Annotated in this window: 14 protein-coding genes and 1 tRNA gene; 6 read left to right on the top strand and 9 right to left on the bottom strand. The window is 69.0% G+C overall.

Annotation, left to right across the window (positions count from 1 at the left end):
- Window positions 1–48: 48 nt before the first annotated feature.
- The 4 genes from cckA to fliQ form a co-directional block, all read right to left on the bottom strand.
- Window positions 49–2,121, bottom strand: a complete 2,073-nt coding sequence (gene cckA / locus LC068_RS06915) for a cell cycle histidine kinase CckA (protein ID WP_319002477.1) — start codon at window positions 2,119–2,121, stop codon at window positions 49–51.
- Window positions 2,122–2,191: 70 nt separating this feature from the next.
- Window positions 2,192–3,265: a flagellar biosynthesis protein FlhB gene (gene flhB / locus LC068_RS06920; protein ID WP_226635744.1), complete on the bottom strand. Its 1,074-nt coding sequence runs from the start codon at window positions 3,263–3,265 to the stop codon at window positions 2,192–2,194.
- Window positions 3,258–4,028, bottom strand: a complete 771-nt coding sequence (gene fliR / locus LC068_RS06925) for a flagellar biosynthetic protein FliR (protein ID WP_209118319.1) — start codon at window positions 4,026–4,028, stop codon at window positions 3,258–3,260. The genes flhB and fliR overlap by 8 nt, the downstream gene beginning before the upstream one ends.
- A 4-nt stretch (window positions 4,029–4,032) precedes the next feature.
- A complete protein-coding gene (gene fliQ / locus LC068_RS06930) occupies window positions 4,033–4,299 on the bottom strand; it encodes a flagellar biosynthesis protein FliQ (protein WP_226637041.1) in 267 nt (88 codons plus the stop codon).
- A gap of 127 nt (window positions 4,300–4,426) precedes the next feature.
- Here fliQ and LC068_RS06935 point away from each other — a divergent pair, with 127 nt between their 5' ends.
- Complete coding sequence (locus LC068_RS06935; RefSeq protein ID WP_226635747.1) at window positions 4,427–5,566, top strand: acyltransferase family protein; 1,140 nt, start codon at window positions 4,427–4,429, stop codon at window positions 5,564–5,566.
- Here LC068_RS06935 and fliE read toward each other — a convergent pair.
- Genes fliE through LC068_RS06950 form a run of 3 tightly spaced genes read right to left on the bottom strand, consistent with a single transcriptional unit; the run spans window position 5,547 to window position 6,712 of the window.
- Window positions 5,547–5,852 (bottom strand): flagellar hook-basal body complex protein FliE, encoded by a 306-nt coding sequence (gene fliE, locus LC068_RS06940; protein WP_226635749.1) that lies wholly within the window; start codon window positions 5,850–5,852, stop codon window positions 5,547–5,549. The genes LC068_RS06935 and fliE overlap by 20 nt on opposite strands.
- Before the next feature lie 13 nt (window positions 5,853–5,865).
- Window positions 5,866–6,252, bottom strand: coding sequence for a flagellar basal body rod protein FlgC (flgC, locus tag LC068_RS06945; protein ID WP_226635751.1), 387 nt, complete (start codon window positions 6,250–6,252; stop codon window positions 5,866–5,868).
- Between the two features lie 58 nt (window positions 6,253–6,310).
- Window positions 6,311–6,712 carry a flagellar basal body protein gene (locus LC068_RS06950; RefSeq protein WP_226637042.1) on the bottom strand — a complete coding sequence of 134 codons (402 nt, stop codon included), beginning with the start codon at window positions 6,710–6,712 and terminating at the stop codon, window positions 6,311–6,313.
- Between the two features lie 155 nt (window positions 6,713–6,867).
- On the opposite strand from LC068_RS06950, the gene LC068_RS06955 reads away from it, so the two are divergent.
- The 3 genes from LC068_RS06955 to LC068_RS06965 all read left to right on the top strand — a co-directional run bounded on the left by LC068_RS06955 (window position 6,868) and on the right by LC068_RS06965 (window position 8,371).
- Entirely contained in the window at window positions 6,868–7,158 is a 291-nt protein-coding gene (locus tag LC068_RS06955) for a FliO/MopB family protein (RefSeq protein ID WP_226635753.1), read from the top strand.
- Window positions 7,159–7,181: 23 nt separating this feature from the next.
- Complete coding sequence (gene fliP / locus LC068_RS06960) at window positions 7,182–7,979, top strand: flagellar type III secretion system pore protein FliP (protein ID WP_226637043.1); 798 nt, start codon at window positions 7,182–7,184, stop codon at window positions 7,977–7,979.
- Between the two features lie 98 nt (window positions 7,980–8,077).
- The gene (locus tag LC068_RS06965) at window positions 8,078–8,371 is read left to right on the top strand and encodes an HU family DNA-binding protein (protein ID WP_226635755.1); all 294 of its coding nucleotides are present in this window, start codon (window positions 8,078–8,080) and stop codon (window positions 8,369–8,371) included.
- A gap of 18 nt (window positions 8,372–8,389) precedes the next feature.
- Here LC068_RS06965 and LC068_RS06970 read toward each other — a convergent pair whose 3' ends face one another.
- Window positions 8,390–11,245, bottom strand: a complete 2,856-nt coding sequence (locus tag LC068_RS06970; RefSeq protein ID WP_226635757.1) for a tetratricopeptide repeat protein — start codon at window positions 11,243–11,245, stop codon at window positions 8,390–8,392.
- 136 nt (window positions 11,246–11,381) lie between these two features.
- On the opposite strand from LC068_RS06970, the gene LC068_RS06975 reads away from it, so the two are divergent.
- A complete protein-coding gene (locus LC068_RS06975; protein WP_319002478.1) occupies window positions 11,382–11,816 on the top strand; it encodes a DUF983 domain-containing protein in 435 nt (144 codons plus the stop codon).
- 22 nt (window positions 11,817–11,838) lie between these two features.
- On the opposite strand, the gene LC068_RS06980 is transcribed toward LC068_RS06975, so the two are convergent.
- A tRNA-Cys gene (locus LC068_RS06980) sits at window positions 11,839–11,912 on the bottom strand.
- A gap of 129 nt (window positions 11,913–12,041) precedes the next feature.
- Between LC068_RS06980 and LC068_RS06985 the strand changes: the two genes are divergently transcribed.
- Window positions 12,042–12,671 (top strand): protein-L-isoaspartate O-methyltransferase family protein, encoded by a 630-nt coding sequence (locus tag LC068_RS06985; protein ID WP_226635760.1) that lies wholly within the window; start codon window positions 12,042–12,044, stop codon window positions 12,669–12,671.
- Window positions 12,672–12,781 lie beyond the last annotated feature (110 nt).

Below are 12,781 nucleotides of genomic sequence, written 5' to 3' on the forward strand. Positions count from 1 at the left end.
CCGGGGCGCATAAGGGCACCGCACCCGCGATCCGGCAAGGGGGCGGCGCTATTCCGCGTGCAGGTGCTGTTTGACGCGCTCGGCCAGGGTCTTGATGTCGAGCGGCTTGGGCAGGAAGGAGACGCCCGCCTCGTCCTGCAACAGGTCGGAGAAGTCGCTTTCGGCATAGCCGGAGATGAACATGACCGGGATGTCGCCCAGATAGGGGCGGGCCTTCTTGAGCAGGTTCGGCCCGTCCAGACCCGGCATGATGACGTCCGAGATCATCATGTCGATCTGGCCGGCATTCTGCTCGGCCAGCACCAGGGCCTCCTCGCCGTCGCCGGCCTCGATCACCTCATAGCCGCGCTGGCGCAGCAGGCGGGCGGCGATGCCGCGCACGGCGGCCTCGTCCTCGACGAACAGGATGCGACCGGCTCCGGACAGGTCGCGCGGCGCCTTGACCTTGACTTCGACCGGGGCGACGGCCTCCAGCTCGGCCGGAGCCGCGGCCGGCAGGAAGATGCGGAAGGCCGCGCCCGCGCCGTCGAGGTTGGTGACATTGATGTGGCCGCCCGCCTGTTCGACGATGCCGTAGACGGTCGCCAGGCCCATGCCCGTGCCCTCATTGACCGCCTTGGTCGTGAAGAAGGGCTCGAAGATCTTGTCGAGGATTTCGGGCGGGACGCCGGGGCCGGTGTCGGAGACCTCGATCAGGGCCACGTCGCTGTCCGGGGCCTCGTGCCAGCCCATGCTGCGGGCCGCGTCGGCGGTCAGGCGGCGGGTGGTGATGGTAACCACGCCCGCGCCCGGCTCGACCACGCCGCGCATGGCGTCGCGCGCATTGACGGCCAGGTTCATGACGGCGGTTTCCAGCTGGCTCTTGTCGGCCAGCACCACCGGCAGGTCGCGGCCGTGGTCGGTTTCCAGCCGCACATCCTCGCGCAGCAGGCGCCTGAGCAGGACCGCGAACTCTCCGACCAGCTCGCCCAGGTCGAGGCGCTCGCGCCGGACGGTCGACTTGCGCGAGAAGGCCAGCAGCTTGCGCACCAGATCGGCGGCCCGGATGGCCGTCTGGCGGATCTCGTTCAGTCCGTCATACGAGGGATCGCCCACGGGGTGACGTTCCAGCAGACCCGACAGCTGCAGCTGGATGGCGGTCAGCAGGTTGTTGAAGTCGTGCGCGACCCCGCCCGCGAGCTGACCCACGGCCTGCATCTTCTGGGCCTGCGACAGCTGCAGCTCCATCGACTTCTGAGCCGAGGCGTCGAACAGCCAGACGCGCCGGGCGTCATCCTCGGGCGCGACATAGAGGTGCAGGATGCGGTCGGGGTGGGCGCGGGCCACCAGTTCGATCGGCCCTGCCGAGCCGGCGGCCAGACGCGTACGGGCCTCGGCCACGCCCGCGGGATCGAACAGGTGCCCGAAGGCGGCGTCGCGCGCCGACGCCGGTCCCGTGAGAAGGGCGAGCGCCGCATTGGGCTGCTCGACCCGACCGGCGAACAGGTCGTCGTGGCGGATGATGGCCGAGCCGAACGGCGCACCGGCCGCCATGGCGTGACCCTCACGCAGGGTGCCGGTGGTGCGGGGGCGGGCAGCTTCGGTGGTTTCCTGGACAGGGGATGGCGCCAGCAGGGTCTCGGGCGCCGAGCGGACCAGAAAACGGCCCGGCCCGGCGTAACCGATCAGGGCCTCGACGTCGCGACTGCCCAGCGGGATCAGGGCGCGGCCCTGTTCGCCCGAGCGGGCCTGGGCGAAGGCGGTATAGAGGGCCTGGGCCGCCTTGCCGCCCCGACGCGGCAGGCTGGAGGTGGCGCCATCGGCCTCGCTCCAGGCGGCGTTGTAGGCCAGCACACGTCCGTCCGACCATACGAGGGCGGCGGGCTCGGCCAGGGCGTCCAGCATTTCGACGGCCGTGTCGCCGGTCGGCTTGCGCGCTTCACTGCGGGTGAAGACCATCAGCCCGATCAGGGCTACGCCTCCCGCCGCCAGGATCAGGATCAGGCCGGGCGCGCTCAGCGGATTGGTACGAAAGGCCGGATAGGCCATGGCCCCGACCACCAGCGCGCAGCCGATCGCCATCAGCACAAGGGTCAGATCGATGGGCGCGCGTTGGGCCTGCGGCCGGGCCGGGGTGGTCATCCCGCTCTCTCCTGCGAGGCGAATCGCCTGTCCCCTTATGCCATATCCACCGCGTACGGACGTCACCCGCCTAGCGCCGCCGCTTCTGGAAGACGAAGCCGATGACCTGGGCGGCGGCTTCGAAATGCTCGCGCGGGATGGTCTCGTCGACATCGACCGAGGCGTAGAGGGCGCGGGCGAGCGGCACATTCTCGACGATCGGCACATCGTGCTCGCGTGCGACCTCCCGGATCTTCATGGCCAGGGTGTCGACGCCCTTGGCCACACAGACGGGGGCGGCGTCGCCCTGGTCCGGCTCGTAGCGCAGGGCCACGGAATAGTGGGTCGGGTTGGTGACGATGACCGTGGCCTTGGGCACATTCTGCATCATGCGCTGACGGCTGCGCTGGGCCCGGATCTGTTTCAGGCGCGCCTTGACGTGCGGGTCCCCCTCGGTCTGCTTGTAGTCTTCCTTCAGTTCCTCGCGGCTCATCCGCATGCGTTTGGCAAAGCGCATCTTCTGCCAGAGGAAGTCGGCGCCCGCCGTCACCGCGAGAAACAGCAGGGTCGCCACCATCAGCCACAGGGCCAGGTCGCGGGCGAAGGGCAGGATGCTGGCCGGCGACATGGCGGCCATGTTTTCCAGCTCGCGCAGGTGCGGCTTCAGCACCATCCAGCAGATGCCGATGACGGCCAGCAGCTTGATGAACGTCTTGACGAAATTCATCAGGCCGTCGGGGCCGAAGATGCGCTTCATCCCCTCGATCGGGCTGAGCTTGCTCCACTTCGGCTTCAGCTTCTCGGCGCTGAACACCAGTCCCGACTGGGCCAGATTGCCGCCGACGCCACCCAGGATGACCGCCATCATCAGGGCACCAAGGAAGGGGGCGGCGGCCCACAGGGCGCGGCTGCCGATCTCGACCCCGGCCCCGGCATCCAGCCCGCCCATCAGGGTGTGGGGCGAGGCGATAAAGGGCACCAGACTTTCGGCCAGCTGTCCGGCGAAATGTCCGCCCGCCATCAGCAGGACGGTAGCAGCGCCCAGCAGGGAGAGGGCCGAGGCGACGTCAGGCGATTTGGCGACGTCCCCCTTTTTTCGCGCGTCCTCTAACTTTCGCGGGGTGGCTTCTTCTGTTTTGGACTCGGGATCCTGATCTTCAGCCACCGGCCCCTCCGGCGAAGATCTGGGCGAGGCTGCGATAGCGGTCGATGAAGACGGTACCGACCACGCCGAGCGACAGGGTGAAGATGGACAGCCCCAGCAGGATGCTGAGCGGGGCTGTGGCGAAGAAGACCTGGAACTGAGGCATCACCCGCCCGACCAGACCCGAGGCCAGGTTGAAGATGATGGCGAAGACAATGACGGGGGCCGCCAGCTGGACGCCCAGCATGAAGCTGTCGCCCAGGGTGCGGACCGCAAGCGTCGTGAAGTCGGCGGTCATCAGGGGACGGACCGGCGCGATCAGCTCATAGGACCCCGCCAGCCCGGCGAGGAACAGGTGGTGGGTGTTGGTGGCGAACAGCAGGGTCACCCCGACCAGCGTCAGGAAGGCGGCGATGGTCGAGCCGGGCTGGGCCTGCAGCGGATTGGCGCTCTGGGAAAAGCTCAGCGTGGTCTGGAGCGAGACCACCTCGCCCGCCGTGGCCAGGGCCGTCATGAAGGCGCGCAGGATGGCCCCGATCATCAGCCCCGTGGCGACCTCGCGGATGACCCAGCCGGCCATGCCGCCGACGCTTTCGGGCAGGGCCGGCAGGACCGGCGCCACCACCGGCCAGACGACCAGGGTGATGACCAGCGCCAGCGACAGGCGGATGCGCGGCGGCACATAGGTCTCGCCTATGCCCGGCAGCAGCATGAGCACGGCGCCGAGGCGCGCGAAGACAAGGGCCGCGCCCCAGACCTGATCGGCGGTGGCGTAGCCGTCCACCCGGCTACATGCCTGCGATGCGGGCGGCGATCGTCTGCATGAAGCTGCCCAGCAGCGCCCCCATCATCGGCAGGAACAGCAGCAGGGCCACGAAGATGGCAAGGATCTTGGGCGCATAGACCAGGGTCTGTTCCTGGATCTGGGTCAGGGCCTGGAACAGACCGATGCCAACACCGACCAGCAGGGCGACGATCAGCGCCGGCGCACACAGCTGGATGGTCAGCCACAGGGCGTCACGCCCCACGTCCATGACCTCGGCACCATTCATGATTCAGACTCTCCGTACCGGTACGCGCACCCGGCAGAAAGTGCCGGGAGCGTGGTTAACACCGCCCTAACGAAGACGCCGCTCCGGCTGGCCCCGCCCTTGCGTGAACGGGGACAAAGGAGCCACGACCATGCTGGAACGCTGGATTTCGACCCGAAACGAGACAACTCCGATCGCGCGCGGCGGGTGGCTGGACGCAATCCGTTTCATCGTGGCCTTCCTGATCATCCTGCATCACTTCCAGGGGGCCGGGCCGATCGCGCTGGCCGAGAGCCTGCACCCGGCGTTCGAGCACACCGGTTTCCTGCTGACCAACCTGTTCCTGATCGACAGCGGCTATGTGCTGATGCGGCTGTATTCGCGCAGCGTCGCCTCGGGCGATGTCAGCCCGGCCGACTTCCTGACGCGGCGGGTACTGCGGGTCGTGCCCGCGCACCTGATGATGGGGCTGGCGCTGGTCGCGCTGGTGGTCGGCAGCGGTCTGGTCGGACTGGCGCCGCGCAATCCGGAATGGTTCCTGTGGAGCCAGCTGCCCGCCCAGCTGGGACTGGTGCAGGCGTTCGGCATTCCCGGCGGTCTGGGCTGGAACGCGCCCACCTGGTCGATCTCGGCCCTGATCGGCTGCTATCTGGCGTTTCCGTGGATCGTGCGGGGCTGCGCGCGACTGGGGCCCTGGACCTGGCTGGTGCTGGGCATTTCCGCCTATCTGGTCGCCAACCAGTTGGCGCACGCCCTGCTGGGCTATCCGGTGTATCAGATGCCGATGAAGTTCGGCTTCTTCCGGGCCCTGCCGCTGTTCTTCCTCGGCATGGCGCTGGCGGCCTTTGCGCACCGGGTCTGGATCAATCCGAAGTTGGCGGGCTGGGTCGGCATCCTGGCCACCGTCGGTCTGGTGACCCTGCAGTTCTACGGCAAGAACGCCCTGCCCAGTCTGGTGATGATCTCGCTGATCATCCTCGCGGCCGGCGCTATGCCGGTGCGGCGGCCGTCGCGGCTGGTCGAGCGGGCCGCGCTGGTGTCGTTCTCGATGTTCATAAGCAATGAGGTGGTGCGCATCGCCTGGTTCGGCGTGGCCAATGTCGCCATTGCGCGCCTGAACCTGTCAGAGCCGGTGCAGTGGGTGATCTGGGCCGTGGGGGTGGCGCTGGCGGTCGCCTTCGCCTTTGCCTTCCATCACATGGTCGACGGCCCGCTGCAGGACTGGCTGAAGGCGCGTACCCGCGGACGGCGCAAGGCGGCGCCCGCCCCCGTCAGATCGGCATACGCATGATTTCCTGATAGGCTTGGATCATCTGGTCGCGCACCGCCATGGCGGTTTCCAGAGAGGCCTCGGCCGAGCTGATCGCGGTGACCACATCGATCAGGCTGCCCTGCCCCTGGACCGCCTGGGTCATCTGGGTCTCGGCGGCGCGGGTCTGGGTCGTCGCGCTGGCGATCACGTTCTGGACCAGATCGGAAAAGCCGGGCGCGTCGGTCGGACCGGCCGCCCCGCCGGGATTGACCGAACCGGCGCCCTGGATGGCCTGATAGGCGCGTGCGGCGGCAAGCGGGTTCATCGCGGCCTATCCCCTATTTCTTCAGGATCTCGAGCAGGCGGCTCTCCATGGCGCGCGCCGTCTCGATGATGTTGAGGTTGGCCTCATAGGCGCGCTGGGCCTCGCGCATGTCCATGGCCTCGACCAGGGTGTTGACGTTCGGTCGCAGCACATAGCCCTCGGCATTGGCCGCCGGATGGGAGGGGTCGTACTCCATCTTGAAGTCGCTCTGGTCCGGCCGCACCTCGGCCAGTACCACGCCGGTCGCACCATCGACCGTGCGCGACTGGAAGACCGGCACCTGACGACGATAGGGCTGCCCGCCCGCGACGGGCGAGGTCGAGTCGGCGTTGGCGATGTTCTCGGCGATCACCCGCATGCGCGACTGCTGGGCCTTCATGGCGCCGGCGGCGACGGCCATGGCGGGGTTTCTGGGGGGAACGGGATCGGGCATGGCTCAATCGTCCTTCAGCACGGGATCAGCGGCCCGGCGGCCGCGCGGCCATCCGCAGCATCGTCATGGACTTCTGGTAGAAGCCGATGGCCGCCTCATAGGCCATGCGGCTCTCGGTCATCTTCAGCATCTGCTCCTCGACCACCACGGCATTGCCGTCGAGCGTGGTCTCCGAGTCGGGCGCCTCGACCGCGGCATAGCGGGCGGCCGGCGACGGCGGAGCAATGTGTCCGGCCTGGGTGCGCGCCACGGTCAGCGGGCCGGCGCTCATGGCGGCCGAGAAATCCCTGGGCAGGGCCAGGTCGCGCGCCACATAGCCCGGCGTGTCCGAGTTGGCGACGTTCTGGGCGATGACGCGCTGGCGCTCGTCCAGCCAGGTCAGTCGCCCCTTGATCTGGTTCAGCAGGGGCAGGTCGGCCACACCCATGTCGGCCTCCTTGAAGGTCAGGGCCCGCGAGACTGCGGGCTGGGCATAAACTGCCGCCTGCATGGTTAATCACGGGTTATCTAAACGCGACGTTAACCCTCACGGTTAACCTTTGGCGCCGACCCGCGAGTGCGGGCGTGTCAATTCGAGCCGCCATGTCCTTCCTTGATCTTGCCCGGGCGATCTTCGGCCTGGCCTTCACCCTGGGGCTGATCGGCCTGGCTGCCTGGGCCGGGCGCCGCTATGCGCCGCAGCTGTTGGCCCGCTTCGGGGCCGAGCGGGGCGAACGCCGTCTGAAGGTGGTCGAGACCCTGGTGCTGGACCCCGCCCGGCGGCTGGTGCTGGTCCGCGTGGACCAGGAAGAGCGGCTGATCCTGCTGGGCGAAGGGCGCGAACTGATCGAGCCGCGCCAGAGCAGCCCCTATTCCCCGGGACCGCAGGCGTGAGCCGCGCCCCCGCCCGCCCGGCCCTGTTCGCCCTGCCGACCCGGCAGGAGCTGAAGCGCGCGGCCCTGCTGTCGCTGCTGGCGACCCTGGCCTCGCTGGTCTGGCCGATCGCGGCGCTGGCCCAGGAAGTGGCCTCTGGCAGTGCCATCAACATCGATCTGGGCACCGGCGCGGGGCTGACCGAACGGGTCGTGCAACTGGTCGGTCTGATGACCGTGCTGTCGCTGGCGCCGTCGATCGTCATCATGACGACCAGCTTCGTGCGGATCGTCGTGGTGCTGTCGCTGCTACGCACGGCGCTGGGCATGCAGCAGTCGCCGCCCAATGCCGTGCTGGTCTCCCTGGCCCTGTTTCTGAGCGCCATCGTCATGGCTCCGACCTGGCAGGCAGCCTATGATTCGGGCATCCGACCCTTGCTGGATCAGGAAATGGAGCTGCCGCAGGCCTTCGATGCGGCCTCCGAGCCCGTAAAAATTTTCATGCTCTCCCAGGTCGATGAAGGGGACCTCGCGCTGTTCACCCGCCTGTCGGACATCGAACGCCCGGAGACCGCCGCCGACATCCCGCTCCGGGTGGTCACCCCCGCCTTTATGATCAGTGAGCTGAAGCGGGCCTTCGAAATCGGATTTCTCCTTTTCGTTCCGTTCCTTGTGATCGATCTGGTGGTCGCCAGCGTGCTCATGTCCATGGGTATGATGATGCTGCCACCCGTGGTGATTTCGCTGCCGTTCAAGCTGATCTTTTTCGTGCTGGTGGACGGCTGGCGGCTGGTCGCGGGCAGTCTGGTGGAGAGCTTCCAGAGGGCCTCCGGCGCGGGCTGACGGGCTTTCATCCACAGGCGATGAAGGCCCCCCTGACTTGCAAAGTCTCCGGAAACGCGCGTTGATCGGCCCGTCATCGCCCGCAGCGGGCGAAAAAGATGGAAACGACCCGAATGACCACTCAAGCTGAACTGATCGCCGCCGTCGCAAAGGATGCCGGTGTTTCCCAGGCCGATGCCGGCCGTGTCCTGTCCGCCATCGTGGACAACATTCACAAGAGCCTGAAGGGTGGCGGCGACGTCCGCATCTCGAACCTGGGCGTGTTCGACACCGCGGCCCGCGCCGCGCGTGAAGGCCGTAACCCGGCCACCGGCGCCACCATCAAGATCCCGGCTTCCAAGGCGGTGCGCTTCCGCGTGTCCAAGCCGCTCAAGGATGCGGTGAACGGCTAAGTCCGACCTTCGGACCTGTTAACCGGCGGCGGCGGGGGCAACCTCGCCGCCGTCTTCGTTTCTGAAACGACCCTTCATGCGCTCGACCCAGCCGGTGAAGGTGTCGGTGCGGGCGGCCAGAGCGGCGATCTCACGCACGGTGGCAGCGTCCTCGATGCCGTTCAGCCCAGCCAGCGCGACGCGCAGGGCGTCCGGCGAGCGGGCCTTTTCGATGAAGGGCGACCAGTTGGCCGACAGGCGCGAGAGGGCAGCATCGTCCTCGGCCAGCGAATAGGCAACGGCCGCGCGCAGCAGGCGGTTTTCCTCGTCGCGGGTCAGCGGGGTGTCCGTGTCGGCATGGCGGGTGCCCAGACCCTGCTCATAGAGGGCACCGGCCTCGCCCCATTTTTCCTGTTTCCAGTAGATCTCGGCCCGGGTGGCATTGGCCTCGGCGCTGGTGTCCTTGCCCAGCACCTCCAGCGCGTGATCGAACCGGCCGAGCCCCAGCAGGGCGCGCGCCTCCAGCACCCGGCGCTCGGAGGCGAGTTGCGTGGGCAACAGGGTCGTGCGGGTGGCCCACAGGGTCTGGAGCGCGGCCTCGGGCTGGCGATCCATCAGATAGACGGCGGCCAGGTCGGCGGCGACCGAAGCCTGGGCCACACCCTCCAGCCGGTTCTCGACCTGGTGCTTCAGCAGTTCGGCGGCCTGATCCAGCAGGTCGACGTCGATCAGGCGGCGGGCCAGACGCCGCACCATCTCGTCGCCGTCGGCCCCGATCGGGGTCAGTTCGCGGAAGTCATAGAACAGGCCCAGCGCCTGGATCGGCGGCATGCCATCGGCGCCGCCCTCAAGGAACAGGGCCCGGAAGACCTTGGCCAGATCGGCCTGCAGGGCCGCGGCACCGGGCAGGCGCGACAGGCGTGACCCGGCGCTGCGCAGCGCGGTCAGCGCCTCGCGGTACATGCCCTGCGACATATAGAGTTCGCTGAGGGTGCGGATGACTTCCAGCTCGGTGGCATCGCCGCGCCAGCGCCAGCGCAGGCCTTCCAGCTGTTTGGCGGCCTCGACGGGCGAGAGGGTCTTGCGAGCCAGTTCGATGCGGACCGCCTTGAGACGGGCGGGCACGGCGACCTTGTCCAGCGGGGCGCGGCCGACGGCCTTGTAGACCGCGAGCGCCCGGTCGGTCTGACCTTGCAGCTGGAACAGATGGGCCTGGACCAGCCGCACCGACAGCTGCTCGCTGGCGGGCAGGTCCTGGCTGAGGGCATAGGCAACGAGGGCGCGGGCGGCCTCGATGTCGCCGGTCTGGAGCGCCGCCTCGGCGTGGGCGGCGGCAAACCGGGCCCGCCAGACCGGGGGGAAGTCGTCGATGACGCGTGAGGCCTTGGCGAAGGACTCGCGGGCGCCGGTCCAGTCGCCCTGCTGCACCGCCAGGTAGCCGCGCCAGGCATGGGCCGATGGGTCGTTGGCAAGGGCCGCCCCGGCCAGATCCACGGCAGCATCATCGGTGCGGTCGATGGAAACCCGGGCGGCGGCCCGCAGGCCCCGGACCTCGGCCTCGCCCAGCATGCCGGGGGACGCGTCGACAATGGCGTTCAGGACGCCGATCGCCTCATAGTGCAGGCCCGAGCCGACCAGGAAGCGGGCCAGCGCCAGCCGCGCCTCGACCGGGGCGCGGGGGTTGTCGCCGGCGGCCTGGGCCTCCTCGGCGGCGGCCTGTTGCAGGCGCCGGTGGGTGCCGATGAAGCCGTCCTCGCCCGTCTGGGCCCATTCGTCGAGGATCAGGGCCGGGAAGTCGGCCTTCTTCGGGGTGTCCTCGGCGAGGGTCGCGGTCTCGAGCGCGGCCGAGGGGGGCGACAGGGTCAGGCCGCCCGGGCGGCTGATGCGCACGCGGTCGCCCGACGCCTCGATCGTCAGATCGTCGGTCGGAGTCTCGATGCCCAGCCCCTGGGCCGAGGGCAGCACGGTAAGGTCGACCGTCTGGCGCCGCCCGCCATAGCCCTTGCCCGGGGCCAGGGCGGTGACGGCGGCAAAGCGATCCCCGACCAGCGGGTCGGTCAGCCAGATGGCCTGGGTGGCGCCCGCCATGGTCAGGACGAGAGCGGGGCGTCCCTCCTCGTCGCGATCCACACGCACACCGCCGGCCGGCACGGCGCGGGTGCCAAGGGTGACAGTCCAGACGCTGCCCTGCCCCGAGGCCCCGACCTGCAGATTGCGCGGCGCGTCGATACGGATGGAGGTGTAGTCCGGGCCGCGTGCCCAGCGGGCCTCGCCCGCAGGCCCCAGATCCTTGGCGCCCGGCATGTCCAGACTGGCGGCCTGGTCGAAGACGATCCAGACGGCCTCGCCCCGACGGAAGACGGCGGCGCCGACGGGCCGGTCCCAGGTGAAGGTCAGGGTCACGGAATCGGCCGAGGGCGCGGCCCGCACGCCGACCGTGGCCGTGCCCTGCTGAGTGCTGGGCGGCGGGGTCTGGCCGGGTCGGTAAAGATTGACCCAGACGGCGCCGTCGGCCTGGCCTTGGGTGGCGGTCGCCCCCTCGGCCAGCGTCAGGACCAGTTCGGTACCGTTCTGGACAGCGCGGGTCTCGACCGAGCTGAGGCCTGCGGGCGGATCCACCTTGAGGCGGGAAATGTCCGGCGCCGCCGTGGTGCCGACCCGCACCACGACCGTGCGGCCGTCGATGCTGACGCGCGAGCGGGCCCCGACCACGCCGGCGAATTCGATACGGGTATAGGCCTCGGTGGTGCCGATCCGGATGGCCAGCGGCTCGGTGACCGCTGAGGCGGGCGCTTCCTGGGCCACCCCCATCAACGGGGCAAGCGCAACCGATCCCGCGGCGGCAAGCGCCACGGTCGACCGCAGGACGCCCTTGGTGGCCTTGGTTCCGGACATGGTACGCCACACTCGCAACAAGGCGTTGCTTCACGGTTAACGGTTCCTGACCCGGACCCCGCCCCGACGTGCGACACCGCGCCGGGGTTGCCGCCCCCGCTGAGGCGGCGCAAGTAGCCCGCAGAGAGGACCCGCCATGACCCCGACCGAAGCCACCGCAGAAGAACCCGAACGGGCCGATATGTGGAAGGTGGTGCTGCGCTGCCGCTGCCCCCGCTGCGGGGACGGCCCGCTGCTGAAGGGGTATCTGGCTGTGCGGGAGTCCTGCCCCGCCTGCGGACTGGACTTTGGCTTTGCCGATCCGGCGGACGGCCCGGCCTTCTTCGTCATGTCGATCGTCGGCGTGCTGGGCATGATTGCCCTGATGGCGCTGGAGTTGGGCGTGCACCCGCCCATCTGGGTGCACCTGCTGGTCACCCTGCCGCTGATCCTGGTGTTGAGCCTGGGCAGTCTGAGGCCGTTCAAGGCCTGGCTGGTCGCCGAACAATATGCCCGCAAGGCCGCCCCGCCCGAGTTTTCGAGTATCGGCGGGCATGGCGAAGGGTCGCGCTGGCGCGAGCGTCGCCGCTAGATCTGCGATCGGGGGATCGCGATGGAGGCCTGACCCGGAATCGAACCGGGGTGCACGGATTTGCAGTCCGCTGCGTAACCACTCCGCCATCAGGCCATGATGCGGACAGGCCGCACCACAAGATCGCGAGGCGCGTTCGCTATCAGATCGGATTGTCCCCCGCAACGCACACTCCTATAAGCGGCCCAAGTTTTCTTCAGGCTTCTCTTCGGGATCGACGCAGGCATGGACTTCCAGACGGCACGCAAGGCGATGGTGGACAGTCAGGTCCGCGTGAATGACGTCACGGACCGCAGTCTTCAGGCGGCCCTGATGACGGTGCCGCGCGAGACGCTGTGCGCCCCGGACCGGGCCTTTGCCGCCTATGCCGACGCCGAGGTTCCGGTCACCGCCACCCGCCGGCTGATGCTGCCGCGCGACCTGTCGAAACTGCTGATGGCCGCCGCGCCCAGGCCGCTGGAACGGGCGCTGGTCATGGCCGGTGGCTATGCCGCCGCCGTGCTGGCGGAAATGGGCCTCGACGTGACCCTGCAGGACTCGGACGCGGAAGCTCTGGCCCTGTCGAAGGCCACGCTGGAGACGGCGGGCGTGACGCTGGTCGAGGCCGCGCTGGACCGTCCGCAGGGCGAGGGCTGGGACCTGATCGTGTCGGAAGCCGCCGTGCCGGTCCGCCCCGACGCCTGGCTGGACGCGCTGAAGGTCGGCGGCCGCGCCGTTCTGGTGGAGCGCACTGGACCGGTCGGCAAGGCCATGCTGCACCTCCGCACGGAGGACGGCTGGTCGCGGCGTCAGCTGTTCGACGCCACCCCGCCGGTTCTGGAGGAACTGCGGCCCGAACCGGCCTTCAGCCTCTGACATCCCGCGCGGCGACGGAATGCGCCGGGTGCCGCGTGAAAAAAACTTAACTGGCGTCGGGCACAACGATCTCGCACTACGCTCGTCACCGAGAATGACACGATGCGGCC

The organism is Brevundimonas poindexterae, assembly GCF_020524625.1.
GTDB classification, from domain to species: Bacteria; Pseudomonadota; Alphaproteobacteria; order Caulobacterales; family Caulobacteraceae; genus Brevundimonas; species Brevundimonas poindexterae_A.

Coding starts and splice junctions, on each gene's coding strand:
- LC068_RS06965 (WP_226635755.1), top strand. CDS start 8,078: ATGGAAACGACCCGAATGACCACTCAAGCTGAACTGATCGCCGCCGTC.
- LC068_RS06955 (WP_226635753.1), top strand. CDS start 6,868: ATGTCCTTCCTTGATCTTGCCCGGGCGATCTTCGGCCTGGCCTTCACC.
- LC068_RS06975 (WP_319002478.1), top strand. CDS start 11,382: ATGACCCCGACCGAAGCCACCGCAGAAGAACCCGAACGGGCCGATATG.
- flgC (WP_226635751.1), bottom strand. CDS start 6,252: ATGGCCGTCGCCGCCGGCGCCATGAAGGCCCAGCAGTCGCGCATGCGG.
- cckA (WP_319002477.1), bottom strand. CDS start 2,121: ATGACCACCCCGGCCCGGCCGCAGGCCCAACGCGCGCCCATCGATCTG.
- LC068_RS06985 (WP_226635760.1), top strand. CDS start 12,042: ATGGACTTCCAGACGGCACGCAAGGCGATGGTGGACAGTCAGGTCCGC.
- LC068_RS06935 (WP_226635747.1), top strand. CDS start 4,427: ATGCTGGAACGCTGGATTTCGACCCGAAACGAGACAACTCCGATCGCG.
- LC068_RS06970 (WP_226635757.1), bottom strand. CDS start 11,245: ATGTCCGGAACCAAGGCCACCAAGGGCGTCCTGCGGTCGACCGTGGCG.
- LC068_RS06950 (WP_226637042.1), bottom strand. CDS start 6,712: ATGGGTGTGGCCGACCTGCCCCTGCTGAACCAGATCAAGGGGCGACTG.
- fliE (WP_226635749.1), bottom strand. CDS start 5,852: ATGAACCCGCTTGCCGCCGCACGCGCCTATCAGGCCATCCAGGGCGCC.